The organism is Nocardioides sp. GY 10127 (genome assembly GCF_004919085.1).
Classification (GTDB): Bacteria; Actinomycetota; Actinomycetes; order Propionibacteriales; family Nocardioidaceae; genus Nocardioides.
Map to the genome: position 1 here is coordinate 170,334 of NZ_STGL01000006.1, position 24,617 is coordinate 194,950.

Here is a 24,617-nt window from a genome sequence, read left to right on the forward strand (position 1 = left end):
AGCCGACCCGGGACCCGTCCTGCACACCTGACGTGGGATAACGTCCGCCCCGACGCACGAGTCTCGGCGGGCGTCGCTCCCCCGTCCCGCCGATGCTCTCGTCGCGCCGTCGGACACGAGCATGGGGACCAGGATGAGTGAGGACGCCACGGGCGAGCAGCCCGCCGGCAAGTGGGACGAGGTCGCGCAGGGGCTCGGTGAGCTCAGGCGACGACAGGGCGATCCGTCGTACGCGGAGATCGCGCGCCTGGTGAGCGAGCAGCGGCTCGCCGACGGTGCCTCCCCGGCGGCCTCCCGCGTGGCCCGCAGCACCGTCTTCGACTGCTTCAAGACCGGTCGGACCCGGATCAACCTCCCGCTGGTGCGGGAGATCGCCCGTGCGCTCGGCGCCGACACCGAGGTCGTGGACGGCTGGGTGCTGGAGTCCCTCCAGCGCTCCAGCGGCAGGACGCTGCCGCCGACCGAGCCGGCGGCCGCGCCCCACGCCGAGGCGGCCGGCGCGCGGGAGGCGGTCGAGCGGGAGCCCGGCTCCGTGGCCACCGAGGAGCACGGCGCCGTCCCTATCGCTGCGCCCGCTGCGTCCACCGCACCCCTCGCGCCCGCCGAGCCCGCGGCGCTCCTCGACGAGAAGCCTCCCTTCGTGCCGGTCTGGCAGATCCTGGTGGCGATGGTGCTGTGCCTGCTCATCGACCTGATGGGGCGCTACCTCACCACCGTCTCCCACCTGCCGCTCCACCTCGACATGGTCGGCACCGCGACCGCGGCGATGCTCCTGGGGCCCTGGCGAGGCGCCGCGGTCGGCGCCGCCATGAACGTGGCCGGGGTGCTCTCGATCGAGGACTCCCTGGACTGGGTCTCGCTCGCCTTCGCGGGCGTCAACGTCCTGGGCGGACTGGTCTGGGGCTTCGGCATCCACCGCTGGGGCTGGGGGCGGACGCTGCCCCGGCTCCTCGGACTCAGCCTGGTCGTCGCCGTCCTGTGCTCGGCCCAGGCGGTGCCGATCCTGCTCATCTTCTTCCACTCCGGGATGCAGCCCGGCACGGACTTCGTGATCGAGGCCGTCTACGAGCGCGTCCCGCGCCTGGACGTGGCGCTGGCGATCGCGAACCTCATCGTCTCGGTGGCCGACAAGATGATCAGCACCTTCGTCGGGCTCTCCCTGGCCGCGCTGGCCCCGCGGGCGATGCGGTGGCGGCTCGAGCGCCAGGTGCCCCTCGTCCGCTCCTGACGGGGCGGCGGGGCGGCTCAGCCGTTCCAGGTCGAGCCGGTGGCGGCGAAGTCGTCCAGCCGGTAGCCGATGAGCCGGGCGCACAGGTCCTCGGGCAGCTCGCCGTCGTAGGGCAGCTTGAGGAACCCCTCGCCGGCCTCGAACCCGGCGGCCTCCACCTCGGCGCGGTGCGCGGCGAACTGGTGCGGCGGGAACCGCAGCGAGCAGTGCTTCTTGTACGCCTGGAGCACCCACTGGCGCACGCCGTCCTTGAGGTAGGCCGGCTGGTTCCAGTGCACGGTCTCGACGACGTCCGGGTCGGCCGCCAGGCTCAGGGCGCGCAGGCGCTCGAGGAACGGCCGCTGGACGTCGTCCAGGTGGGCCATGAAGTCGTCGACGTCGACACGCTTGGGCATGGGCACGAGGCGCAGCCTAGCCGTGCTCAGCCGGCGGCCTCCTGGGGCTGGCGCGCCCGCACCGCGGCGACCCCGGCCTCGACCCGCTCGGTCGGGCCGGCGACGAACACGTACTCGGTGTTGCGCAGGTGCGAGACGCGTCCGACCTTCTCGCCCGCCGGGCTGAAGATGCCGATCTGCGCGCCCACGTAGCGCTTGGAGTCGAACGCCAGCAGGCGGACGTCCTCGTGCCCGGCGTCGAGCAGGGCCGTGGTCATCTGCTCGCTGGTGAGCCACGACTCGTCGTTGTAGGACAGGACGACGACCTCGGCGCTCAGCCGCTCCAGCACGCTGGCCAGGGCGCCCGGCATCTGCCGCTTCACGTTGAAGACGCTCTTGGTGGCGGGGTCGCGCGCGTCGGCGCGCTTGCACGCCACGCCGTAGGGCTCGGGGGCGTCCCAGCGCACGAGGGTCTCCCACACGTGGTAGTTCGTGAAGTACCGGTGCTGGTTGTAGGGCGGGTCGAGGTAGGCGAGGTCGGCCGGGCCCAGGTCGTCCACCGTGGTCATGACGTCGCCCGCCACCGTCCGGCCGGGGCCGGGCAGCAGCTCGGGCCGGCGCAGGTCGAGGTCGCGGAACGAGCGCGGCGCCCACTGCTTGAGGTAGGCCATCTGGAGGCCGGTCGTGGAGTCGACCCGGTCCGCGGCCAGCAGCAGGCTCGTGAGGAGGACCGGGAAGAGCGGGGAGTCGCGGTACTCCCGCTCCAGGGCGTTGCGCACGGCGTCCACCCGGCGCCCGTTGTGGGGCTGGAGGAAGCGGGACGCCTCGCAGAACGTCTCGGTGAAGTAGCCCCGCTCGCCCGGCAGCGAGGCGAGGTGCTCCAGCGCAGCGGCGAGCGCGACCTCGTCGACCTCGCGGGCGTCGGTGGCGACGTAGCAGTCGCTCAGCACCTGGCTGTAGGTCGCGACGTCCGCGGCGGTGACCCCCAGGCCGCGGCGCTTGAGCTCCTGGGCCACCCGTGTCGTCCCCGTGAACAGGTCGATCGCCGTCCGGGCGCCCACGCCCTCGGCCAGGTCGCCGAGGACGGGGACCAGGGCCCGCTTGGAGCCCAGGTACTTGATCACGCGGGCGAGCCTAGGGGCGTTCGTGCCCGTCGGCGCGGAACTCGCACATCCGGCCCGCCATGTCGGCGCTCCCGCCTAGCCTGCGCCCATGCGTCTGCGCCTGGGCACCCTGCTCCCCGTGCTGGTCCTCCTCGTGGCCGTGCCGTTCGTGATGGACGGGATCGGGCGGGACGAGCGGGGTTCTGGCTCGGGCTCGGGCTCGGGCTCGGGCGGGGGCGTGAGCGCGGGTGCCGGCGTGGTCTCGGCGGCCCGCGCGACGCGGCTGCTCGCCGACCTGACGACGGGCCCGCGCGTCGCCTCCTACGAGCTGGGCTACGACCGCGACGCCTTCGGCGAGGCGTGGAAGGACACCGACGGCAACGGGTGCAACCAGCGCGACGACGTGCTGCTGCGCGACGCCGTGCCCGGCTCCACGACGACCGCGCAGCAGGGCGCCTGCGACCACGACGTGCTGGCCGGGCGGTGGGTCGACCCGTACACCGGGAAGCGGCTGGCCTTCACCGACCTCAAGGACCCCGCGCAGGCGCAGGCGATCCAGATCGACCACGTCGTCCCGCTGGCCGAGGCGTGGGTGTCCGGAGCGTCCTCGTGGTCCGACGCGCGCCGGGAGCGCTACGCCAACGACCTCGGCGTGCTGCTCGCCTCGGACGGCCCCACGAACGCGGCCAAGAGCGACGACGACCCGGCGGCCTGGCGGCCGCGCGCCGCCTACCAGTGCACCTACGCGCGGCGCTGGGTCGCGGTGAAGTCCGAGTACGACCTCACCGTCGACGCCTCCGAGCGCGCCGCGCTCACCTCGATGCTCGACGCCTGCTGAGGCGGGCCCGTCGGATCAGGGCCCGTCGGCTCAGGGCCCGTCGGCTCAGGGCCCGTCGGATCAGGGCCCGTCGAGGCGCACCGCGACGACGGCGACGTCGTCCTCCCCGCGCTCGGGGACCAGCTCGGCCAGCAGCCGGTCGAGCAACGTGTCGAGGTCGGGGCCGGCGGCGGTGAGCCGCTCCACGCAGGCACGCAGCCGCTCGAGGCCGACGTCGATGGCCTCGCCGCGGCGCTCCACCAGGCCGTCGGTGTAGAGCAGGACCGTGGAGCCCGGGGGCAGGGTCGTCCGCGCCTCGGTGCGGGCCACCTCGGCGTCGAGACCGAGCCAGGTGCCGCGCTCGGCCTCCTCCAGCAGGCGGGCGCCGCCGCCCGTGACGGCCACCGGCGGCGGGTGGCCGGCGTTGCTCCAGACGAGGTCGCGCCCGCCGTCGGGGCGCCGCTCCACCCGGGCCACGACCGCGGACGCCATCGTCCCCAGGTCCAGGACCTCGATGGCCCGGTCGACCGCGCGGAGCAGCCCGGCGGGCGAGGCCTCGCCCTGGACCGCGACGCCGCGCAGCAGGCCGCGCAGCTGGCCCATCGCGGCCGCCGCGTCGGTGTCGTGGCCGACGACGTCGCCGATGACCAGGTGCGGGTCGGTGCCCTCGAGCACGAACGCGTCGTACCAGTCGCCGCCCACCTGGGCCGCGGCCGCCGCGGGCAGGTAGCGCACGGCCATCCGGGTGCCGGCCGGCTGCGGCGGGTCGGTGAGCAGGCTGCGCTGGAGGCCCTCGGCCAGCTCGCGCTGCTCGGCGTAGAGCCGCACGTTGTCCAGCGCCAGGCCGGCGCGTTCCGCGAGGTCGTCGAGCAGGCGGAGGTCCTCGTCCTCGAAGCCGCCGCGCTCCGGGGCGCGGAAGACGGTGAGCAGGCCGACGACCCGCTCGCGGCCCGGCAGCGGGATGACGGCGACGGAACCGGGACGCAGGCGCAGGAACGCCTCACGGGCCGGGCCGGGCTCGAGCAGCGCGGAGATCCGGCCGCCCGCGTCGTCCTGGACGACCACGGGCCGCTCCTCGCGCAGCGCCCGCGCGAGGAAGGAGGCGTCGGAGAGCGACTCGATCCGCGAGGCGGCGTAGGTGTCGAGGTCGGGGCGGCGGGCCGCGTCCGCGTGCCACCAGCCGACGTCGCGGACGCGGCTGCGCCACTCGCCCGGTCGCTCGGGGTGGCGCGCCTCGGCGTGCGCGGGGCGCTCGACCACCGAGACCAGGCACCAGTCCCCCAGCTCGTGGGCGACCAGGCTGGCGAGCGAGCCGACCGCCTCCTGCCGGTCGAGCGTCTCGGAGAGGGTCGTGGTGACGTCCGCGAGGAACGCGGCGCGACGGGCCGCGGCGTCCAGGACCTGCTGGGCCTCGTGGCGGGCGGTGACGTCGTGGAAGAAGACGCTCAGGCCGTCGGGGTCGGGCCAGGCCCGCACCTCGTACCAGGCGTCGAGGGGGAAGGGGTAGTAGGCGTCGAACGCGACCGGCTCCCCGGTCCCGACGGCGCGTCGGTAGCTGCGCTCGAAGTCGGAGTCGACGGACTCCGGGAAGAGGTCCCAGACCACCCCACCCAGGAGCTCGGTGCGCGGGCGTGCGAGCAGCTTCTCGGCCTCGGGGTTGACGTGGCTGAACCGCCAGTCCCGGTCGAGGTGGAAGTAGGCGGTCGGCATGGCCTCCAGCACGCGGGCGACGCGGGCCTCGCCCTCGGCGGCGGCGGTGACGTCGTAGGCGGCGCCCAGCAGGCGGACCGTCCGCCCCTGCTCGTCGCCCAGGGCCCGCCCGCGGGCGGCGAGCCAGCGCACCGCGCCGTTGCGCAGGAGCACGCGGTACTCCGCGACGTACTCCCCGCAGGTGGCGATCGCGTGGTCGAGCGCGGCGGTGACCCGCGGCAGGTCGTCGGGGTGGAGCGCGTCGTTGAAGGCGTTGATGGTGGCGCCGAACTCGGCGCGGGTGAGGCCGAAGAGCTCCAGCAGGCGGTCGTCCCAGTGCAGGTCGCCGGTCACCAGGTCCCAGTCGAACGCGCCGATCTGGGCGGCGTCGACGGCGAGCTGGAAGCGCACGCGCTGGGCCTCGAAGTCGGTGCGCAGCAGGCCGAGCTCGAGCTCGGCGGCGAAGGGGCCGGTGAGCTGCTCGACGCGCGCCAGGTCCTCGTCCGTCCAGCGGCGCGGGGTGGCCGAGAAGACGCAGAGGGTGCCGAGGGCGGAGCCGTCGGCCGCGCGCAGCGGCACGCCCAGGTAGGCGCGGACGACCACGCCGGCCGCGTCGTCGACCCGCACGGTGCCCAGGGCCTGGGCGGCGGAGCAGGTGACCGACGCGAGCTCCTCGCGCCACACCGGCGGGGCCCCGTCCGGTCCCGCGACCCCGGCGGCCTCGACGCGCCCGTCGTGCACCTGCACGCGGGCGCCGTCCACGCCGAGGAAGGAGGTGGCGAGCTGCGCGAACGACGTCAGCTGCGCGTCCCGTCTCGAACGGTCGGAGACGGTGTGCCCGGCTTCCTCCACGCAGGCCTCCTGGAGCCCTGGCCCCGGGAACTGCGGGCGGCGGTGCCGGCGCGGATGTGCACCGGCACCCCAGTGTCCTCCCCGGGCCCTCCCCCACAGGGGGGAGGTCCGTACCTGTCGGCCCCGTGGGCCCTGCCAGTGAGGGCGGTCCGGGCGGTCAGGCCATCTCGACGAGCACCTGTCCGCCGCTCACCGCGTCGCCCTGCTTCACGAGGACCCCGGCGACCGTGCCCGCGGCGGGCGCGGTGATCTCGGTCTCCATCTTCATCGCCTCGAGGACGACGAGGACGTCGCCGGGCTCGATCTCCTGCCCGACCTCGACGAGGACGCGGGCGACCGCGCCGGACAGCGGGGCCTTCACGCCCTCGCCGGAGCCGCCGACCGGCGCCGGCGGCGGCGTCGCGGCGGCGGGGGCGTTGAACGAGCCGCCCGCCATGAACACCGCGCCCATGGTCGGCTGGGGCTCGTCCTCCACCTCCACCTCGACGTCGTAGGCGACCCCGTCGACGGTGACCTTCAGCCGCATGACCGGCTCCTTCCTGGCTGCTGCTCCGGCAGGGCCGGGCGCTGGGTGGCGGGCACGCTCAACGCACCCCGTGCATGATCCGGTGGCCGTGCACCATGGCGCGGCCCTGCTGGGCCCACGCGGCACCGGTCCGGTAGTGCACCTGCTTGACCTTGGCCCGGTGGCCGAGGAACTCGGCCACCGCCGCCGAGATCGCGAGCACGACCTCCGGCGGCACCTCGGGCGGCGGGATGAGGGTCCGCGTCTCCGCGAGCTCGGCCTCGAGCCGCTCGACGCGTGCGCCGAGGGCGTGGACCTGCGCGAGCAGCGAGGCGAGCTGCTCGGTGACGGCCGGCGTCGGGGTGCTCACGTCGGCCCCAGTCCGTGCTTCTTGGCGGGCCGGACGTCGCGCTTGGCGGCCAGCACCTCCAGGGCCCGCGAGACCTGGGCCCGTGTCTCGGCGGGGTCGATGATGTCGTCCACGAGGCCGCGGGAGGCGGCCACGTACGGCGTGGAGAACGTCGAGCGGTACTCCTCGATGAGCTCGGCGCGCTTGGCCGCGGGGTCGTCGGCCGCCGCGATCTCGCGGCGGAAGACGATCTCGGCGGCGCCCTCGGCGCCCATCACCGCGATCTCCGCGCTCGGCCAGGCGAACACCTTGTCCGCGCCCAGGTCCTTCGAGCACATGGCGACGTACGCGCCGCCGTAGGCCTTGCGCAGCACGACGGTGATCTTCGGGACGGTGGCGGCGGAGTAGGCGTAGAGCAGCTTCGCGCCGTGCCGGATGATCCCGTTGTGCTCCTGGGCGACGCCGGGCAGGAACCCGGGGACGTCGACGAGGGTGACCAGCGGGATGTTGAAGGCGTTGCAGAAGCGGACGAACGCCGAGCCCTTGTCGGAGGCGTTGATGTCGAGGACGCCGGACATGACGGTCGGCTGGTTGGCCACGACGCCCACCGTGCGGCCGGTGATGCGCCCGAACCCGACGACGATGTTGCCGGCGTAGCCGGCCTGGACCTCGAGGAAGTCGCCGCGGTCGACGAGGTGGGCGATGACCTCGCGGACGTCGTAGCCCTTCTTCGCGGAGACCGGGACGATGTCGAGCATCCCCGGGTCCGGCTCGATGACGTCGTCGGGGTCGACGACCGGCGGGTCCTCGGTGTTGTTCTGCGGCAGGAAGCTGAGCAGCTTCTTGGCGATGAGGATCGCCTGCTCGTCGTCGTCCGCGACGAAGTGGGTGACCCCCGAGAGGGCCATGTGCGCGTCCGCGCCACCCAGGTCGTCCGAGGTGACCTTCTCGCCCGTCACCTGCGCGATGACGTTGGGGCCCGTGATGAACATGTGGGCCTTGCGCGTCTGGATGATGAAGTCCGTGAGCGCCGGGGAGTAGGCCGCGCCGCCGGCGCAGGGGCCGGAGATGATCGCGATCTGCGGCACGACGCCGGAGAGCAGGACGTTGCTGTAGAAGACGCGGCCGTAGCCGGCCAGCGAGCCGATGCCCTCCTGGACGCGGGCGCCGCCGGAGTCGTTGATGAAGACGAAGGGCGTGCCGGTCGACAGGCTCGCCTTCATCATCGCCACGACCTTGTCGGAGTGCACCTCGCCCGCGCTGCCGCCGGCGACCGTGAAGTCCTGGCTGGCGACGTGGACGGGCCGGCCGAGCACCGCGCCGGCGCCGGTGACGACGCCGTCCGCGGCCATCTCGACCTTGTCGAGGCCGAAGTAGGTCGAGCGGTGCCGGGCGAACATCCCGGTCTCCTGGAAGGTGCCCGGGTCCAGCAGCGCGTCGACGCGCTCGCGCGCGGTGAGCTTGCCCTGCTGGTGCTGCTTCTCCAGCCGCTGCTCGCCCCCGCCGAGCTCGACGGCCGCGCGCTGGGCGCGCAGGTCGTCGGTGCGCTCGGCCATGGTGGCCTCAGCGGGGAGGGGCTGGGACGTGGTGGTCATGCCTGCCTTCCCTTTCGTCAGACCCGCTGGACGGCGACCTGGTGGGCCTTGCCGTCGAGGGTCACGGAGTAGTTGACCGGGGCCTGGGCCTCGCCGCCGGCCTGCTGCGCCAGCTTCTCGGCGGCGAGCTCGGCCGGGTCGCGGCCGACGTTGCGCGGGCCGGCGTCGCGCTCGGCGAAGAACGTGGGCGCCACACCGGGGAACATCGCGGTGGTGAGGACGTCCTCGTCGCTGCCGTCCGAGCCGGCCAGCCCGGCCGCCTTCTCGACCAGCTCGTCCCACTCGGGCTCGAGCAGGTCGGCCGGCCGGACCGTGATCGGCTCCTTCTTCGTCTGCGCCTTCGCGAGCTCGACGATCTTCGGGTTCCGCTCGCCGAGCGTGGCGCCGTAGTAGCCGAGCATGAGGTCGGCGAACTCGGCCGTGAGCACCTTGTAGGGGCCCATGAGGACGTTGAAGACGGCCTGCGTCCCGACGATCTGGCTCGACGGGGTCACCAGCGGCGGGTAGCCCGCGGCCTGGCGGACCCGCGGAACCTCCTCGAGGACCTCCTTGAGCCGGTCGCCCGCGCCCTGCTGGCGCAGCTGGCTCTCCATGTTCGAGATCATCCCGCCGGGGATCTGGCTGGAGAAGATGTCCGTCTCCACGCCGGTGATGGCCGACATGAACTCGGTGTAGCGCGGCCGGACGGCGGCGAAGTGGTCCTTGATCCGGCCGAGCCGCTCGTCGTCCAGGTTCGTCGTGTAGGGCGTCCCCGCGAGCATCTCGACGAGGGACTCCGTCGGGTTGTGCCCCGGGCCCATCGAGAGCGACGAGATGGCGGTGTCCACGACGTCCGCGCCCGCCTCGATGGCCTTCATCAGGCTCACCAGCGTCACGCCGGTGGTCGCGTGGCAGTGGACGTGGATGCGGACGTCCTGGCCCACACCGTCCTTGATCGCCTTGACGATGTCGTAGGCGGGCTGCGGCCGCAGGAGGGCCGCCATGTCCTTGATGCACAGCGAGTCGCAGCCGAGCTCCATGAGCTGGTGGGCCTGCTCGACGTAGCCCTCGACCGTGTGCAGCGGGCTCTCGGTGTAGCAGATCGTGCCCTGGGCGTGCTTGCCCACGCGGCGGACCGCCTCGATCGCCTGGCGCACGTTGCGCACGTCGTTGAGGGCGTCGAAGACGCGGTAGACGTCCATGCCGTTCTCGGCCGACTTCTCCACGAAGCGGTTGACGACCTCGTCCTGGTAGTGCCGGTAGCCCAGGAGGTTCTGGCCCCGCAGCAGCATCTGCAGGCGGCTGTTCGGCATGAGCTCGCGGAAGGTGCGCAGGCGGGCCCACGGGTCCTCGTTGAGGAACCTGATGCAGGCGTCGAACGTGGCGCCGCCCCAGCACTCCACGGACCAGTAGCCGGCCGCGTCGATGTCGGCGCAGGCCTCGACCATGTCCTCCAGGGCCATGCGCGTGGCCATGAGGCTCTGGTGCGCGTCTCGCAGCACCAGCTCGGTCACCCCCACCTCCCTCCGGGGCGTGGTGGGCGGGTCCAGCGGCGGTGTGGTGACGGCGTCCTCGGCCATGCTTGGATCGTTCTACCGGCGGGAGCGGTCCACAACCCTTGCGGGCGGTACCGAGGACCATCGTCCCGGAAGGTCCTGACCTCCGTGACCGGGGTTGACCTCGAACAGCGTCCCTGACCTGCGACTTCGTGTGACCCGCGCGACAGGGGGCACCCGCGCGAACGCCCCGGACGCCGGGTGGGCCGGCCGCGGGGCGGCACGGGACCCACGGCGTCCGGGGCGGACGGCGGGGAGCAGCAGGCTCAGGCCTCGACGGTGAGGACGTTCGGGACGTCGCCGGCGGTGATCTTCTTGAGCTTGGCCTCGTCGCCGACGATGACGAAGAAGGCGCGCATCGGCTTCTTGTTGGTCCAGCGGCACCAGGCACCCTCGGGGCCGTAGAAGACGTCGCCGGGGCCGAAGGTGTCCTTGCCCAGGCCCTCGATCTCGAGCTCGATCTCGCCCTCGAGGACGTGGAAGATGTTGTCGACCTGGAACGTGTAGGTGAACGTGGTGACGCCGAGCTGCCACATGCCGACGCGCTTGCCCTCGCTCACGCCCTCGACCTCGAAGTCGTCACCCAGCGGGGTGCCGTCGGCGGCCCACTGCGTGAAGCGGACGTCGTTGACGTTGAAGGTGGGGATAGCCATGGTCTTCTCTCTCCTTGTGGATGACGGTCGGCGCGCGGCCGGGCCGGCGTCGTGCAGCCATCACAGTCGAGAGGCGCGGCGGCGGTCATGGGCGACAACGAGGAGTTGGCCCGCCCGCTTTTGAGTTCGTCCAAGGGCCCGACCCCCGGGCCGGATCGAGCGCCTCGGGCTCGTCACGGCGTCGGGCCGGGGCCCGCGTCGGCCCCGGGGGTGGTGAGCGAGCGCACCACCGAGGAGACCACCTCCACGAAGGACGTCACGGTCCGCTGGGTCCGGTCCGAGGGCGCCAGCAGGACGATCCGGCGGGTCAGCGGGTCGGCCACGTGGAGCACCTCCAGCTCCGTGGCCGGGGTGAGGCGGCGCATGAGCGGGGTCATCACCGTGGCGCCGAGCCCGCCGGCCGCGAGCAGCAGCGAGGCCGCCGTGTCGGTGACCTCGTGGACGACGCGCGGCTCCAGGCCCCGCCGGCGGAACCCGACCCGCAGGGCGGCCCCGAAGTGGCTGGTGGCCGGCGGGAGGATCCAGCCGAGGTCGGCGAGGTCGGCCGCGCGCACCTCGCGCCCCGCGGGCAGCCCCTCGGGGCGCCGGGCGAGCACCACGGCGAACGGCTCCTCCAGCAGCTCGAGGAAGTCGATGCCGCGCTCGGGGGGCAGCGGGTAGCTGGGGTAGTCCAGCCCGAAGGCCACGTCCACGGTGCCGCGACGCACCTCGGAGGCCGCCTCGTCCAGGTCGACCTCCTTGGAGCGCACCGTCACCTCCGGGTGGCGCCGGCCCAGCTCGGCCACGACCGGGGCGAGGAGGGTCGCGGCCATGCTGCCCCACGTCCCGACGCGCAGCGGGCCCGCGACGTCCGAGCCGAGGGCCGCGACCGCGAGGCGGGCCGCGCGCTCCGCCTCGATGAGGCTCTCGGCGTGCGCGACGAGGACGTGGCCGGCGTCGGTGAGGACGAGCTGGCGACCCGATCGCTCGACCAGCGGCCGCCCGACGGACCGCTCCAGGGCGCTCATCTGCTGGGAGACGGCGCCCGGGGTGTAGCCGAGGGCCTCGGCCACGGCGGCCAGCGTCCCGAGCCGGCCGAACTCGGCCAGGGTCGCGAGCTGGGAGAAGTTGAGCCGTCCGCTGGTCGTCGCCACGGAAACACTTTAGCGATGCTGAACCTTTGAGCGCAGAATCATTCGCTTGTTCCAAAGGCTGGCCCGGGTCCAGGCTGCTCGTCGACCGCTCCGACCCTGAGGGAGCGGCCGCTCCCCGACGACCGACCCACCCCGACGAAAGGGTTCGCCCCGTGCCGACAGCCGCCCTCCCCACCCGAGCCTCCGTCGTCATCATCGGCGGCGGGATCATGGGTCTCAGCACCGCCTACCACCTGGCCCGGGCGGGCGTCCGCGACGTCGTCCTCCTCGAGAAGGACGAGTTCGGCTCCGGCTCCACCTCGAAGGCCGCCGGCGGCGTCCGCGCCAACTTCTCCGACGCCGTCAACATCGAGCTCGGCCAGCGCAGCCTGCGCACCTTCGAGCGCTTCCGCGAGGACTTCGGCCAGGAGATCGACCTGCACCAGGTCGGCTACCTCTTCCTCCTGGACGACCCGGCGCACGTCGCCGCGTTCGAGGCCAACGTGGCCCTGCAGAACTCGATGGGCGTCCCGAGCCGGATGATCGACGTGGCCGAGGCGATGCGCCTGAGCCCCTACATCAACCCCGAGGGCCTGCTGGGTGCCGCCTGGTCGCCCAACGACGGCCACTGCACGCCGGAGTCCGTCGTCCTCGGCTACGCCGGCGCCGCCCGCCGGGCCGGCGCGACCCTCCTGCGCAACACCCCCGTCGAGGGCATCGAGAGCGACGGGTCCACGATCACCGGCGTGCGCACGCCGGCCGGCACCATCGCCACCGACACCGTCGTGTGCACCGCCGGCGCGTGGTCCAAGGCCCTCGGCGAGATGGTCGGCGTCGACCTGCCGATCGAGCCCGTGCGTCGCCAGATCGTGGTCACCGAGCAGATCCCGAACCTCGACCCGCGCACGCCGTTCACGATCGACTTCAGCACCACCTTCTACTTCCACAACGAGGGCAACGCCCTCCTGCTCGGCATGTCGGACCCCGACGAGACGCCCGGCTTCAAGCTCCAGCGCTCCGACGACTGGCTGCCCGGGCTCGCCGACGCCATCGAGCGGCGTGCCCCCGAGATCGGCGAGTTCGGCATCGCCAGCGGCTGGGCCGGCCTCTACGAGGTCACCCCCGACCACAACGCCGTCATCGGCGAGGCCGCCGGGGTCTCCCGGTTCCTCTACGCCGCCGGCTTCTCCGGCCACGGGTTCCTCCAGGGCCCCGCCGTCGGCGAGGTCATGCGCGACCTCTACCTCGGCCGTCCGCCGGTCGTCGACGTGAGCGGCATGACGACCGACCGCTTCGCCCCCGCGGCCGCCGGCGTCGGCGGCATCCGCCCCGAGCTCAACATCGTCTGACGCGCGCCCCGCGCCACCCCTCGACCCACTCCTCGCTGCCGCCTCGCAGCACCAGCACCACCACCAGCACCAGCACCGCCACCTTCAAGGAGCCCCACCATGGCCACCCTCCCGTCCGCCTCCGACCTGCGCACGCTCGCCGAGGAGACCGCCGCCCGCCTCGGCGTCGACCTCGCCGCCCACCAGGGCACCCACGAGATCGTCTCCCCCGTCAACGGCGAGGTCCTCAGCTCCCTGGCCTGGGTCGACGCGGACGCCGTCGAGACCGCCGTCGCCGAGGCCCGCGAGGCCTTCCTGACCTGGCGCGCGGTGCCCGCCCCGGCCCGCGGCGCGCTGGTCAAGCGCTTCGGCGAGCTGCTCACCGAGCACAAGGACGACCTGGCCACCCTCATCAGCCTCGAGGTCGGCAAGATCACCTCCGAGGCGCGCGGTGAGATCCAGGAGATGATCGACATCTGCGACTTCGCGGTCGGTCTCTCCCGCCAGCTCAACGGCCGCACCATGCCGTCCGAGCGTCCCGGTCACCGCCTCATGGAGACCTACCACCCGCTCGGCGTCGTCGGCGTCATCTCCGCCTTCAACTTCCCCGCCGCCGTGTGGTCCTGGAACACCGCCATCGCCCTGGTCTGCGGCGACCCGGTGGTGTGGAAGCCCTCCGAGCTCACCCCGCTCATCTCGCTGGCCTGCCAGAGCATCCTGCAGCAGGCCATCGCCGAGCAGGGCGCCCCCGCCGGTCTCTCGCAGGTGCTGCTGGGCGGGCCCGAGGTCGGCCAGGCGCTCGTCGAGAACAAGCTCGTCGCCCTGCTGTCGGCCACCGGCTCGACCCGCATGGGCAAGGCCGTCGGCCCGCTCGTGGCCGACCGCTTCGGCCGCTCGCTGCTCGAGCTCGGCGGCAACAACGCCGCGATCGTCTCCGAGACCGCCGACCTGGACCTCGCCGTCCGCGGCATCGTCTTCGCTGCCGCCGGCACCGCCGGCCAGCGCTGCACCACGATGCGCCGCGTCATCGCCCACACCTCCGTCATCGACGAGCTCACCGAGCGCCTCGCCGAGGCGTTCGGCCGCCTCCCCGTGGGCAACCCGATGGAGGAGGGCACCCTCGTCGGGCCGCTCATCCACGGCAAGGCGTTCGCGGCCATGGAGGCCGCCGTCGCGCAGGCCTGCGAGGAGGGCGGCAAGGTCGTCGGCGGCGGCGGGCGCGAGCTCGTCGACGCCGCCCCGGGCGCCTACTACGCCCGTCCGGCCATCGTCCGGATGCCCGGCCAGACCCCGATCGTCGAGCAGGAGACCTTCGCGCCGCTGCTCTACGTCTTCGGCTACGAGGACTTCCGCGACGCCATCGAGCTCAACAACGCCGTCCCGCAGGGCCTCTCCTCCAGCGTCTTCACCCAGGACCAGGCCGAGGCCGAGCTCTTCGTCTCCGCCGAGGGCTCCGACTGCGGCATCGTCAACGTCAACATCGGCACCTCGGGCGCCGAGATCGGCGGCGCCTTCGGTGGCGAGAAGGAGACCGGCGGCGGCCGCGAGTCCGGCTCCGACGCGTGGCGCGCCTACATGCGCCGCGCCACCAACACCGTCAACTACTCCGGTGAGCTCCCCCTCGCCCAGGGCGTCGACTTCACCGTCTGAGCACCGGCACGGGTGGACGGGGCCGGGTGCCCCGTCCGCCCGCCGGCGCTCGGCCCGGGCCGAGAGGAAGAGCAAGACCGTGGAGCTGTTCGACCTGATGGACCAGTGGGGTCCCGAGAAGATCGTCTGCGTCTCCGACCGACGCACGGGGATGCGCGGCGTCCTCGTCATCGACAACACCGCCCGCGGGATGGGCAAGGGCGGGACGCGGATGGCGCCCGACCTCACCCTCGGCGAGGTGGCCCGGCTGGCCCGGACCATGACCTGGAAGTGGGCCGCCGTGGACCTCTTCCACGGTGGCGCCAAGGCCGGCATCCTCGGCGACCCGTCCTCGCCCGACAAGGAGGGCATCCTCCGGGCGTTCGCGCGGGCCCTGCGCAACGAGGTGCCCAGCGAGTACGCCTTCGGCCTCGACATGGGGCTCTCGGAGGCGGACGCCGCGATCTTCCTGGACGAGCTCGGCGACCGTGGGGCGGCCACCGGCCTGCCCCGCGAGCTCGGCGGGCTCCCGTACGACCAGCTCGGCGTGACCGGGCACGGCGTCGCCGAGGCGGCCGACGCCGCGGCCGCCGAGCTGGGGCTCGAGACCAAGGGCGCCACCGTCGCCGTCCAGGGTTTCGGAGCCGTCGGGCAGGCCACCGCCCAGCGCATGGTGGAGCTGGGCGCCACCGTGGTGGCCGTGTCCACCTCCCGCGGCGCCGTCGTCGACGAGGGCGGCATCGACGTCGCTCGCCTGACGGCGCTGCGGGCGGAGCTGGGCGACGACTGCGTGCTCGAGTACGGCGGGGCCGGTCACGTCGACCTGGCGCTCCGGGCGCCCGCGGACGTCCTCGTGCCGGCGGCCAGGCAGGACGTGATCGGCGCCGAGCTGGCGTCCACGACCACCGCCCGGATCGTCGTCGAGGGCGCGAACATGCCGACCACCCCCGAGGCGCTGCGCATCCTGCACGAGCGCGGGATCGTCGTCGTCCCCGACTTCATCGCCAACGCCGGCGGCATCATCGCCGCCGCCCACTCGATGGACGCCCGCTACTCCGCCTTCCCGGTGGACCCGGCGGTCGTCCTCGACATGATCTCGACGAAGATGCGCGCCAACACCGCCACCGTCGTCGCCGCGAGCCGGCGCACAGGCCGGACGCCCCACGAGGCCGCCCTCCAGATCGCCCAGGACAGGGTGCTGGCGGCCATGCGCCTGCGCGGGCAGGTCGCACCCGAGCGGAAGGTCTCCTGAGATGACTGCCACCACCGTCACCACCACCGAGCTGCGCGCCCGCTTCGCGGCGCGCCTCTCCGTCCTCTACGGCACCGAGGTGCCCGCCTACACCACGCTCGTCGAGGTCTCCCAGGAGGTGAACCGCCGCGCCGTGGAGCGCTCCGGGCAGGACGCCACCCGCCTGGGCAGCATCGAGCGGGTCACCGCCGAGCGGCACGGCGCCATCCGTGTCGGTTCCCCGGCCGAGATGGCCCAGGTGGCGCGGGTCTTCGCGGCGCTGGGCATGCACCCGTGCGGGTTCTACGACCTGCGCGACGCCCACCCGCGTCCCATCCCGGTGGTCTCCACCGCCTTCCGGCCGCTGGACCGCGACGAGCTCGCCATCAACCCCTTCCGGGTCTTCACCTCGATGCTCGTGCCGGAGGACCGGCGCTTCTTCGACGCCGACCTCGAGGAGCGCCTGCGCGCCTTCATCGGCGCCCGGTCCCTGTTCTCCCCCGCCCTGCTCGAGCTGGCCGACCGCGCCAGCGCCGAGGGCGGGCTCGACGAGGCGGACGCGGCCCGGTTCCTGGACCTGGCGGCCGAGTCCTTCTCGCTCACCTCCGAGCCCATCGACCGCGCCTGGTACCAGGAGCTCGCCCGGATCTCGGACGTCGCGGCCGACATCGGCGGCGTCGGGTCGACGCACATCAACCACCTCACGCCCCGCGTGCTCGACATCGACGACCTCTACACCTCCATGCAGGCGCGGGGCATCACGATGATCGACGCGATCCAGGGTCCCCCGGCCTGGGAGGGCCCCGACGTCCTGCTGCGGCAGACGTCCTTCCGCGCCCTCGACGAGCAGCGGACCTTCCGCGAGGCCGACGGGAGCATCACCCAGGGCACCCTGCGGGTCCGCTTCGGCGAGGTCGAGGCGCGCGGGATCGCCCTCACCACCACCGGCCGCGAGCTCTACGAGCAGATGGTGGCCGAGGTCGGCACCCGCTCCGCCGGGCTCGAGGGCGAGGCGCGGGCCGCGGTGGCGCCGCAGGTCTGGCGCGAGCACCTGCCCGTCACCGAGCACGAGCTCTTCCGCTCCGGCCTGGGCTTCTTCACCGCCCACGACACGGGCCTGGAGCACCTGGACGACGCGCAGCGCCGCGCCGTGGAGAGCGGGGACCTCTGGACGCTGGTCGACACCGGCGTCGTGGAGACCGCCCCGATCGTCTACGAGGACTTCCTCCCCCGCTCGGCCGCCGGCATCTTCGCCTCCAACCTCACCGGCGCCGGCTCGGTGGACGAGTCCGTGGACGGCCAGGACCGCGACGTCGACTGGCTCTCCGACGTGGTCGGCACGCAGATCGCCGCGCCCGAGGCCGTCTACGCTGCGGAGTCGCAGCGCTCGCTCGACCAGGTCGGCGCGCAGCTCGCCGACCGGTTCGGCGCGCGGTTCGCGCCGCTCGGCTGACGCCTGGCCCGCCCCCGGAACGACGAAGAGGTGGCCTCCCCGCGGGGAGGCCACCTCTTCGTGTTGCTGGTGCTGTTCGTGCTGCTGGTGCTGCTGGGTCAGTGCGGGGCCTGCACCGACATGCCGCCGTCCAGCACGATCTCCTGACCGTTGACGAAGGACGCCCCCGGGCTCGCGAGCCAGGCGACGGCCGCCGCGACCTCCTCGGGCGCGGCGAGGCGCCCGAGCGGGTGCAGGGCCTCGGCCTCGCTGCGGCCCGCGACCGGGTCGGGCATCGAGTCGAAGTAGTCCAGCAGCGCCTGGGTCGTCACGTAGCTCGGGGAGACCGCGACGCAGCGGATGTTGTCCGGCCCGCCCTCGACGGCGATCGCCTTGGTGAGCGAGAGCAGGCCCGCCTTCGAGGCGCCGTAGGCCGCGAGGCCCGGGTGGGCCGCGCCGGCGTCCGTGGTGGCGATGTTGATGATCGACCCGCCGCCCACGGCACGCAGGTGGGTCATCGCGGCCCGGGCGAGGAGGAACGGCCCGAGCAGGTTGGTGCCCAGCGCGGCCTCCCAGTCGGCCAGCGTCGTCTCCTCCAGCGGGGCGTAGGGCACCGCGGCGGCGTTGTTGACGACGACGTCCAGGCGGCCGTGGCGCGCCACGACATCGGGGACGAGTCGCTGCACGTCGTCCTCGCTCGTGACGTCGGCGGCGACCCGCTCGACGCCCGCGACCGCGGGCTTCTCGGCGGCGCTCCGCGAGGCCGCCACGACGATGGCGCCGTCCGCGGCCAGGCGGGCGGCGATGGCCGCCCCGACGCCGGTGGCGCCACCCGTCACGAGGGCGACGCGGCCCTCCAGCGGCCCGCTCACGACGGCGCCACCGGGGGGATGTTCATGTTGTGCCGGAAGACGTTCTCCGGGTCCACGCGGTGCTTGATCGCGCCGAGGCGGGCGTAGGCCTCGCTGCCGTAGACGGCCTCGATCCGGGCCTGGTCGGAGGTGCCCATGTGGTTGATGGCGTCCGCGGCCTCGCCGATGACGCCGGCCTCGCGGAAGCGCGCCGCGATGCCGTCGACCCAGGAGATGTGGGCCTCGTCGTCGGCGGCCTCGGTCCAGCTCGCGGTCGGGCAGAAGCCCAGGCCCGCCTTGCTGGGGTCGTGCGGCTGCGCGCTGGGGGGCTCGGGGGCCTCCCGCGGCTGGGTCCACCACCACTCGAAGGAGCGGTGCGAGGCCAGCTCGGAGTCCTCCTCGCCGCGCTCGAGCACAGCCTCGGCGAACAGGTCCAGCGCCTTCTCGTCGTCGGTGAACGTGAGGAACTCCCACCGCTCGCGGCGGTCGTGGGCCATCCACCACACGTTCTCGGTGTCCTCGCCCGAGTCCTCGCCGGCGCCGGCGACGCGGTTCTCCTCGTTCGCGACCATCTGGTCGTCGAGCTCGCGGTAGGTGAGCAGCCGGACGTCGTCCTCGAGGACCTCGCCGAGCCCCCGGAAGGCGTCGACGGCCTTCTCGGCCTCGTCGAACGGGCCGTGGTGGCAGGGCTGGAGGGCGACCAGCGGGCCCTCGTCGTCGCGGAACCAGCTCGCGCACGGCTGGTCGGGCGAGCCGTCCATGTGGTCGTAGACCCACTGGGCGGCCTCGCGGACGTCGGTCGGCCGGATGACGACCTGGCCGCCCAGGATCTGCTCGGGGACCGGGTGCAGGCGCACCTGGAGGGCAGTGACGATGCCGAAGTTGGCGCCCGCGCCGCGGATGGCCCAGAACAGGTCGGGGTCGGACTCCGCGGTGACGGTGGTGACGGTGCCGTCGGCGAGGACCATCTCGGCGGCCAGGATGTTGTCGCAGGAGAAGCCGTAGCGGTTCGACAGGTGGCCCTGGCCGGTGCCGAGCGACAGGCCGGCGATGCCGACGCTGGGCAGGGTGCCGGTGACCGCGGCGACGCCGAAGGGCAGCGTCTCGGCCGCGATGTCGCGCGCCAGCGCGCCGCCGCCGACCCAGGCGGAGGTCCGGGAGGGGTCGAGCCGCACCCAGCTGATCGGGCGCATGTCGATGATCATCGCGTCGTCGACCGACGAGAAGCCGAGCTGGCTGTGCCCGCCGCTGCGGACCGCCACCTCCAGCCCGTTCTCCCGGGCGTAGGCCAGGGCCGACCGGACGTCGTTGACGCCGCCGCAGCGGGCGATCACCCGGGGGGACGCCACGAGCCGCGAGTTGTAGATGCGCTGCGCCCAGGCGAAGCCCCCGCTCTCGGCCGTCAGCCACTGCCCCTTGAAACGTGCTGGCTTGCTCACCACTGCTCCTCGAACTCGGACGTCGGCGCGGCGCGGAGGTCCCGGCGCGCCGGTGCGTCCAGCGTTCTGCCCGCCGCTGTGAGCAGCAACTGGAGTTCGGCCAGAAGAGGGGCGGGTGTTTGGACTCGGACACTGCCCGATGGGGCGGCTCCTGCGGTCGGCGCCGGGCGGCCGGTGGGCACGGCCGCTGGGCCAGCGCCGGGCGGCCGGCGTGTCACTCCTGGAGGGAGTCCGCCAGCACGAGGTGCAGCACCATGATCGTGGCCGAGCGGCGCAGCTCCATCTGGAGCATCTCCTCGCAGCGCGTGAGGCGGTAGCGCACCGAGTTGGGGTGCAGCCCCAGCACCTGCGCCGTCCTGCCGACGTTGAGGTCGTTGTCGAGGTAGGCCACCAGCGTCTCGCGCAGCGACTCGTTCTCCGCCAGGAACGCCCGCCAGCGCTCGACCTTCGGGGCCAGGCTGTCCATCGGGATCTCGCTGAGCAGCGTGGTGACGAGGTCGAGGTCGTCGTAGGTGGTCACCGTGTCGTCGGACTCCAGCCGGACGCACAGCAGCGCGTCGTCGGCGGCGCGCCGGACCTGCTCCAGGGTCGTGCAGTGCCGCCCCACGCCGACCCGCACCGAGCTCGCCCGCGTGAGCCGGCGCAACGTGGCTTGCTCGCTCACCGCCGCCAGCGGCACGAGCGCCAGGACGACGTCCTCGCGCACGAGGGTGGCGTGCGGGGCCGCCTGCCCCTCGAGGAAGGCTGCGACGTCGGCCCGGACGTCCTCGACGCGCATGTCGGAGCGACGGGCGCGGGCGGCGAGGACGGTGAGCCCCGTGGCCGGCTCGAAGCCGTGGCCGGCGAGCTGCGAGGCGACCACCCGGCCCTCGACGCGCTCCATCGGCTCCAGCGCGAGCTCGAAGAGGGCGGCGCAGGCGGCGGCCTCGCGGGCGCGGCGGTCGGCGTCGACGCGGAGTCGGCCGGCCAGGAGCGCGGCGGCGAACCGTCCGAGCGGGCGGGCCAGGGGCGAGGAGCGGACGTAGCCGGCGCCGATCATCGCGACGACCGGCATTCCCGGGGCGTGCTGGCTGAGGCTGCACGGGCCGAACAGGGTCGGGACCGTCCGCCCCACGAACCGCGGGACGTCGCCGAGCCCGACCTGGCTCCAGTCGAACGTGCTGCCCGACGTGCGCCGGACCGTGCCCGTGGGGCTGAGCAGCGCCGCGTGGACGTCGAGCCCCCTGGCCAGCGTGCGGAGGATCGCCGCCTCCGGGTCGTCCTGCGTGAGTGCCGAGGCGAGCGACTGCTGGAGCCGGATGACCTCCGTCGCCTGCTGGAGCTCGTCCGCGAGGTCCTGCTGGGGTGTGTCGCCCGGACCCTGCGTGTCGCTCGGGCGGGGGCCGTCGGTGCTGCGGGGGCTGTCTGTGCTGCGGGGCGGCTCGCTGCTGCGGGGCGGCTCGCTCGTGCGAGGAGGCGTGGTGTGTGCGGGCGTGCCTCGGCCCGGCGTCCTCCGGAGCGGGAGGACCTGCAGACGACCGGACTCTGCCTCGAACACCGCACCTCCCCCTTCCCGGAGCGGCGTCGAGTATCGCCACCGGACTTTCCGGGTCGCAATGGATGATCTGTCCCGCCGACGACCGGCGGTGTGCCAGGAACGTCCCGGCGGCCTGGTCGGTTGCTCTGCCACCGCCGGTGCCCAGCCGGCCGCGTGGGCGGTGTCTCAGCAACCTGTCTGATGCTCTGGTCGGTTGCTCCGCCACCGCCGATGCCCCGCCTGCCGACTGGGCGGTGTCCCAGCAACCTCTCCGGCACCGCGGCCGGTTGCCCCGCCACCGCCAGTCCCCCGCCCGCCGAGTGGGCGGTGTCTCAGCAACGTGTCTGGTGCTCTGGCCGGTTGCTCCGCCACCGCCGATCCCCCGCCGCCCGACTGGCGGTGCCCCAGCAACCGGTCTCGTGCTCTGGACGGTTGCTCCGCCACCGCCAGTGGCCCCCGCCTCCCGGAGGTCATGCGAACCGGCCCTACAACAGGCCCTACAACGCACCCAGATGGATGACGTCCCCGCCACCCACGGCCGGCCGGCCAGCCAACCGCCGATCACCCCGAGGCCGACCGCCAGACCGCGGCCGCGTCCACCGCGACGTCCCGCACCACGCCCACTAGCCTGACGGGCATGCCCTCCCGCACCCGCAGCGCCCGCTACTCGCGGCGGCGGGCGAAGCGGAAGGCGCAGGTGGTCAACGACCTCACGGCGGCCGAGTGGACGGCGCTGCGCGAGGCGTGGGGCGGCTGCGCCTACTGCGGCGGCGCCGACGACGGCGCGCTCCAGAAGGACTGCATGCTGCCGATCTCGCGCGGCGGTCGCTACACGGTCGAGAACGTGGTGCCCGCCTGCCGCTCGTGCAACGCGAGCAAGTGCAACCTCGAGCTGACCGTGTGGATGCGGCGCAAGAAGCGGGACGAGCGGGAGTTCTGGACCCGCCAGGTGGCGATCACCCGCAGCCTGGCGGCCACCGAGCCGGCCGAGGGCTGAGCTCGACCTCGAACAGGCGACGACCCACGCAGCCGCGACGGCTGCCGACCCTCAGCGGTGGAGGGAGACGGCATCGATGACGGTCCCCGCCAGCCGTCTCACCGCGGCGGCCAGAGACGGGTCTCCCGCTGCGAGACCGTCGGCGGCAGCGCCGGTCTCCCGTGCGATTCGCTCCCAGGTCAGATGAGCGATCGACGCGTCCTCGAGCACCGCGGCGCACGAGATGCCGAGCCGCGCCTCGATCGACTCCTGGCCGACTCGAACGGCGTCCTCGATCGACAGCCGACCGTGCCCCTTGACCATGATCGGTGGTTCCTCACCGAGCACCAGAAGCAACAGCGGGACCCGCCCCGCCCCCTGGTGCGAAGCGACGAGGAGCTCACGGGCGAGCTGCTCGGGCTGGAAGGACCCGCCGCGGGCTCGCTTCGCCTCGACGAGCACATAGCTCGACGACGACTCGATGAGTGCGTCCGGCTGGACCTTCACCCGATCGTCGGCGGCGGTGGCGTCCCCGGCCAACACGTCGACGTCCGCACCTTCGATCTGCTCGACCGCCTCAGCGATCGCTGCCGTGGCCCCCGCCGAGACAGGGCTGGCGGCGCCGAGGACGCGCCCCAGGAAGGCAGTTCTCGGGAGAAGGTCCAACGCTTGGAACACCTCGGTCGTCAGGACGTTCTCGAGGCCGACACCGCCGCCTCGGTACTTCCGGGCGTTCCCCTCCCACGAGAGCTCGTCGAGGAGACGCCCGATCGCGCTGACCACGCCGCGACCCTAGCCGCCGCGCCGCCCAGCGGGAATGGCACGAACCGGCCGCGACCTGCACGCGGGCCTGAGGGCCGCTCAGCCCTCCCCGCTCCCCCGCAACGTCGCGAGGTCCCGGGTGACGTACCGCAGGTGCGCCCACTCCTCCTCCAGGATCACCCGGACGCAGTCGCCGACGGACGGGTGCCACTCGCCGGTGCCGTCCTCGTCCCACGGGTTGTCGCGCTCCTCCTCGAGCAGCTCGGGCGTGGCGGACGCGAGGAAGTCGGTGACCTGCTGCTGACGCTCCGCGCGGACCGCAAGGATCTCCTCGTGGCCGGTCGGCTCCCTGAAGATCGAGACGTCGAAGCCCATCTCGTCGGCGCCGGTGAAGATCTGGCCGATCGGGTGCCACGGCTCGCGCTCGCGGTGCACGCCCCGCCCCAGCCAGGCGTCGGTGGCCAGGACGAGGTGCCGCAGCGTCTGGGCGAGCGACCACTCGTCGTCCACCTGGGTGTCCCACACCTCGCGCGGGGTCGAGGAGACCAGCGAGGCCCACGCCCCCTGGACCGCCACCCACGCCTCGCGCAGGCCCTGGGGGGTCCGGGCGTTCTGCAGCTCACGGCCGGGGAATCGCCGGTTGAGCTCGGCGGCGACCAGCGGGACGACGTCCACCCCGTTCACCAGCAGCGAGCCGAAGAAGAGGTCGTGGCTGTCGATCTCGAGGCCGCCCACGTCGGACTCCCGGATCTTCACGCCCGTGAGGTCGGAGAAGCGCACGGTCGCGCCGCGCAGGCTGGCGCCCACGAAGGTCGCGCCCTCGAATTCCTTGCCCGAGTAGGTCGTCATGCGGCCATCATGGGGTCGGGCACCGACAGCGCGACAGACTCAGCCCTCGAGGCCCTCGACCTCGTAGCGCCGCTCGATGCCCGCGGTCGCGGCGCCCCACTCGCTGGCGGCGACCCGCGCCTGGTGGGCGCGGAAGGCATCGGCGTCCACGAAGCGCTCCGAGACCTCCCAGACCCACGGCTCCGCCGAGGGCACCACCTGGAACGAGAGGCAGCCCGCCTCGGCGCGGGTCAGTGCCACGTGCGTGGGCAGGTGCTCCTCGACCGTGCGGGCCTCGTCCGCGTCGCGACAGAGGAGGAGGCCGGTCAGGACGACGGGGGTCGGGGAGTCGCTCACGCGCTCAGTCTGGAGCACAGGTCGGGCCGGATCGGCGTGATCGCCTCGAGCTGGTCGCGCATCGCGTCGCGCTCGACCTCGAGGTCGTAGCGCGACTGGAGGTTCAGCCAGAACTCGCTCTCCACGCCGAAGTACCGCCCGAGGCGGAGCGCGGTGTCCGCAGAGATCCGACGCTTGCCGAGGACGATCTCGTTGATCCGTCGGGGCGGCACGCCCAGCGCCACGGCCAGCTTGTTCTGGCTGAGCCCGAAGCCCTCGATGACGTCCTCGAGGAGGACCTCGCCAGGGTGGATCGGCGCGATCTTCTGACTCATGTTCGCCTCGGTGGTAGTCGACGACCTGGACGTTCTCGGGGCCGGCGGCAGTCCACACGAAGCAGAGGCGCCACTGGTCGTTGATGCGGATGGTGCAGTGCCGGCCTGCCCGCTCTAGTCCGTCGCGTCCGCCGCTGGTTCG

General features: G+C 73.4%; 23 protein-coding genes. 7 read left to right on the forward strand and 16 right to left on the reverse strand.

Translation table 11 applies throughout. From position 1 onward, the window contains the following. The first annotated feature begins 133 nt into the window (after nucleotides 1-133). The gene (locus E8D37_RS10865; RefSeq protein WP_136569794.1) at nucleotides 134-1,228 is read left to right on the forward strand and encodes a hypothetical protein; all 1,095 of its coding nucleotides are present in this window, start codon (nucleotides 134-136) and stop codon (nucleotides 1,226-1,228) included. A gap of 17 nt (nucleotides 1,229-1,245) precedes the next feature. On the opposite strand, the gene E8D37_RS10870 is transcribed toward E8D37_RS10865, so the two are convergent. Both E8D37_RS10870 and E8D37_RS10875 read right to left on the reverse strand, forming a co-directional pair. After that, nucleotides 1,246-1,623 carry a DUF1801 domain-containing protein gene (locus E8D37_RS10870; RefSeq protein WP_240770383.1) on the reverse strand — a complete coding sequence of 126 codons (378 nt, stop codon included), beginning with the start codon at nucleotides 1,621-1,623 and terminating at the stop codon, nucleotides 1,246-1,248. A 26-nt stretch (nucleotides 1,624-1,649) separates the two neighbouring features. Further along, the gene (locus E8D37_RS10875; protein ID WP_136569796.1) at nucleotides 1,650-2,726 is read right to left on the reverse strand and encodes a DNA adenine methylase; all 1,077 of its coding nucleotides are present in this window, start codon (nucleotides 2,724-2,726) and stop codon (nucleotides 1,650-1,652) included. An 88-nt stretch (nucleotides 2,727-2,814) separates the two neighbouring features. Between E8D37_RS10875 and E8D37_RS10880 the strand changes: the two genes are divergently transcribed. Beyond that, nucleotides 2,815-3,543 carry an HNH endonuclease family protein gene (locus tag E8D37_RS10880; protein WP_136569797.1) on the forward strand — a complete coding sequence of 243 codons (729 nt, stop codon included), beginning with the start codon at nucleotides 2,815-2,817 and terminating at the stop codon, nucleotides 3,541-3,543. A gap of 60 nt (nucleotides 3,544-3,603) precedes the next feature. Here E8D37_RS10880 and E8D37_RS10885 read toward each other — a convergent pair whose 3' ends face one another. The 7 genes from E8D37_RS10885 to E8D37_RS10915 all read right to left on the reverse strand — a co-directional run bounded on the left by E8D37_RS10885 (nucleotide 3,604) and on the right by E8D37_RS10915 (nucleotide 11,833). Continuing rightward, on the reverse strand, nucleotides 3,604-6,063 hold the full coding sequence (locus E8D37_RS10885; RefSeq protein ID WP_136569798.1) for a SpoIIE family protein phosphatase: 2,460 nt from the start codon (nucleotides 6,061-6,063) through the stop codon (nucleotides 3,604-3,606). 157 nt (nucleotides 6,064-6,220) lie between these two features. Continuing rightward, nucleotides 6,221-6,589 carry a biotin/lipoyl-containing protein gene (locus E8D37_RS10890; RefSeq protein ID WP_136569799.1) on the reverse strand — a complete coding sequence of 123 codons (369 nt, stop codon included), beginning with the start codon at nucleotides 6,587-6,589 and terminating at the stop codon, nucleotides 6,221-6,223. A gap of 58 nt (nucleotides 6,590-6,647) precedes the next feature. After that, nucleotides 6,648-6,938: a hypothetical protein gene (locus E8D37_RS10895; RefSeq protein ID WP_136569800.1), complete on the reverse strand. Its 291-nt coding sequence runs from the start codon at nucleotides 6,936-6,938 to the stop codon at nucleotides 6,648-6,650. Then, entirely contained in the window at nucleotides 6,935-8,512 is a 1,578-nt protein-coding gene (locus E8D37_RS10900) for an acyl-CoA carboxylase subunit beta (protein WP_136569801.1), read from the reverse strand. Before E8D37_RS10900 ends, E8D37_RS10895 begins: the two co-directional genes overlap by 4 nt. 17 nt (nucleotides 8,513-8,529) lie before the next feature. Beyond that, nucleotides 8,530-10,071: a methylmalonyl-CoA carboxytransferase subunit 5S gene (locus E8D37_RS10905; RefSeq protein WP_136569802.1), complete on the reverse strand. Its 1,542-nt coding sequence runs from the start codon at nucleotides 10,069-10,071 to the stop codon at nucleotides 8,530-8,532. A 242-nt stretch (nucleotides 10,072-10,313) separates the two neighbouring features. After that, entirely contained in the window at nucleotides 10,314-10,700 is a 387-nt protein-coding gene (locus E8D37_RS10910) for a cupin domain-containing protein (RefSeq protein ID WP_136569803.1), read from the reverse strand. Between the two features lie 173 nt (nucleotides 10,701-10,873). After that, a complete protein-coding gene (locus E8D37_RS10915; RefSeq protein WP_136569804.1) occupies nucleotides 10,874-11,833 on the reverse strand; it encodes a LysR family transcriptional regulator in 960 nt (319 codons plus the stop codon). 152 nt (nucleotides 11,834-11,985) lie between these two features. On the opposite strand from E8D37_RS10915, the gene E8D37_RS10920 reads away from it, so the two are divergent. The 4 genes from E8D37_RS10920 (at nucleotide 11,986) to E8D37_RS10935 (ending at nucleotide 17,453) form a co-directional block, all read left to right on the forward strand. Beyond that, nucleotides 11,986-13,161, forward strand: coding sequence for an FAD-binding oxidoreductase (locus tag E8D37_RS10920; protein WP_240770352.1), 1,176 nt, complete (start codon nucleotides 11,986-11,988; stop codon nucleotides 13,159-13,161). Between the two features lie 99 nt (nucleotides 13,162-13,260). After that, complete coding sequence (locus E8D37_RS10925; RefSeq protein ID WP_136569806.1) at nucleotides 13,261-14,790, forward strand: aldehyde dehydrogenase family protein; 1,530 nt, start codon at nucleotides 13,261-13,263, stop codon at nucleotides 14,788-14,790. Nucleotides 14,791-14,869: 79 nt separating this feature from the next. After that, a complete protein-coding gene (locus E8D37_RS10930) occupies nucleotides 14,870-16,021 on the forward strand; it encodes a Glu/Leu/Phe/Val dehydrogenase (RefSeq protein ID WP_206055693.1) in 1,152 nt (383 codons plus the stop codon). Between the two features lies 1 nt (nucleotide 16,022). After that, on the forward strand, nucleotides 16,023-17,453 hold the full coding sequence (locus tag E8D37_RS10935; protein WP_136569807.1) for a VOC family protein: 1,431 nt from the start codon (nucleotides 16,023-16,025) through the stop codon (nucleotides 17,451-17,453). Between the two features lie 98 nt (nucleotides 17,454-17,551). On the opposite strand, the gene E8D37_RS10940 is transcribed toward E8D37_RS10935, so the two are convergent. The 3 genes from E8D37_RS10940 to E8D37_RS10950 all read right to left on the reverse strand — a co-directional run bounded on the left by E8D37_RS10940 (nucleotide 17,552) and on the right by E8D37_RS10950 (nucleotide 21,259). Further along, nucleotides 17,552-18,304, reverse strand: a complete 753-nt coding sequence (locus E8D37_RS10940) for an SDR family oxidoreductase (RefSeq protein ID WP_136569808.1) — start codon at nucleotides 18,302-18,304, stop codon at nucleotides 17,552-17,554. Next, nucleotides 18,301-19,722, reverse strand: a complete 1,422-nt coding sequence (locus E8D37_RS10945; protein WP_136569809.1) for an FAD-binding oxidoreductase — start codon at nucleotides 19,720-19,722, stop codon at nucleotides 18,301-18,303. Before E8D37_RS10945 ends, E8D37_RS10940 begins: the two co-directional genes overlap by 4 nt. 214 nt (nucleotides 19,723-19,936) lie before the next feature. Beyond that, nucleotides 19,937-21,259, reverse strand: coding sequence for a helix-turn-helix domain-containing protein (locus E8D37_RS10950; RefSeq protein WP_136569810.1), 1,323 nt, complete (start codon nucleotides 21,257-21,259; stop codon nucleotides 19,937-19,939). 616 nt (nucleotides 21,260-21,875) lie between these two features. Between E8D37_RS10950 and E8D37_RS10955 the strand changes: the two genes are divergently transcribed. Then, nucleotides 21,876-22,235, forward strand: a complete 360-nt coding sequence (locus E8D37_RS10955; RefSeq protein ID WP_136569811.1) for an HNH endonuclease — start codon at nucleotides 21,876-21,878, stop codon at nucleotides 22,233-22,235. A gap of 51 nt (nucleotides 22,236-22,286) precedes the next feature. On the opposite strand, the gene E8D37_RS10960 is transcribed toward E8D37_RS10955, so the two are convergent. From E8D37_RS10960 to E8D37_RS10975, 4 genes are all read right to left on the reverse strand, one after another. Beyond that, nucleotides 22,287-22,997, reverse strand: a complete 711-nt coding sequence (locus E8D37_RS10960) for a hypothetical protein (protein ID WP_136569812.1) — start codon at nucleotides 22,995-22,997, stop codon at nucleotides 22,287-22,289. Between the two features lie 78 nt (nucleotides 22,998-23,075). After that, nucleotides 23,076-23,825, reverse strand: a complete 750-nt coding sequence (locus E8D37_RS10965; protein WP_136569813.1) for a DinB family protein — start codon at nucleotides 23,823-23,825, stop codon at nucleotides 23,076-23,078. 39 nt (nucleotides 23,826-23,864) lie between these two features. Continuing rightward, nucleotides 23,865-24,161, reverse strand: coding sequence for an antibiotic biosynthesis monooxygenase (locus tag E8D37_RS10970; RefSeq protein WP_136570091.1), 297 nt, complete (start codon nucleotides 24,159-24,161; stop codon nucleotides 23,865-23,867). Next, the gene (locus tag E8D37_RS10975; RefSeq protein ID WP_136569814.1) at nucleotides 24,158-24,475 is read right to left on the reverse strand and encodes a HigA family addiction module antitoxin; all 318 of its coding nucleotides are present in this window, start codon (nucleotides 24,473-24,475) and stop codon (nucleotides 24,158-24,160) included. The genes E8D37_RS10970 and E8D37_RS10975 overlap by 4 nt, the downstream gene beginning before the upstream one ends. Nucleotides 24,476-24,617 lie beyond the last annotated feature (142 nt).

Bases quoted from the DNA above. Each gene is read 5' to 3' on its own strand.
- E8D37_RS10865 (WP_136569794.1), top strand. From the start codon at position 134: ATGAGTGAGGACGCCACGGGCGAGCAGCCCGCCGGCAAGTGGGACGAG.
- E8D37_RS10870 (WP_240770383.1), bottom strand. From the start codon at position 1,623: ATGCCCAAGCGTGTCGACGTCGACGACTTCATGGCCCACCTGGACGAC.
- E8D37_RS10880 (WP_136569797.1), top strand. From the start codon at position 2,815: ATGCGTCTGCGCCTGGGCACCCTGCTCCCCGTGCTGGTCCTCCTCGTG.
- E8D37_RS10890 (WP_136569799.1), bottom strand. From the start codon at position 6,589: ATGCGGCTGAAGGTCACCGTCGACGGGGTCGCCTACGACGTCGAGGTG.
- E8D37_RS10900 (WP_136569801.1), bottom strand. From the start codon at position 8,512: ATGACCACCACGTCCCAGCCCCTCCCCGCTGAGGCCACCATGGCCGAG.
- E8D37_RS10905 (WP_136569802.1), bottom strand. From the start codon at position 10,071: ATGGCCGAGGACGCCGTCACCACACCGCCGCTGGACCCGCCCACCACG.
- E8D37_RS10910 (WP_136569803.1), bottom strand. From the start codon at position 10,700: ATGGCTATCCCCACCTTCAACGTCAACGACGTCCGCTTCACGCAGTGG.
- E8D37_RS10925 (WP_136569806.1), top strand. From the start codon at position 13,261: ATGGCCACCCTCCCGTCCGCCTCCGACCTGCGCACGCTCGCCGAGGAG.
- E8D37_RS10935 (WP_136569807.1), top strand. From the start codon at position 16,023: ATGACTGCCACCACCGTCACCACCACCGAGCTGCGCGCCCGCTTCGCG.
- E8D37_RS10955 (WP_136569811.1), top strand. From the start codon at position 21,876: ATGCCCTCCCGCACCCGCAGCGCCCGCTACTCGCGGCGGCGGGCGAAG.
- E8D37_RS10965 (WP_136569813.1), bottom strand. From the start codon at position 23,825: ATGACGACCTACTCGGGCAAGGAATTCGAGGGCGCGACCTTCGTGGGC.
- E8D37_RS10975 (WP_136569814.1), bottom strand. From the start codon at position 24,475: ATGAGTCAGAAGATCGCGCCGATCCACCCTGGCGAGGTCCTCCTCGAG.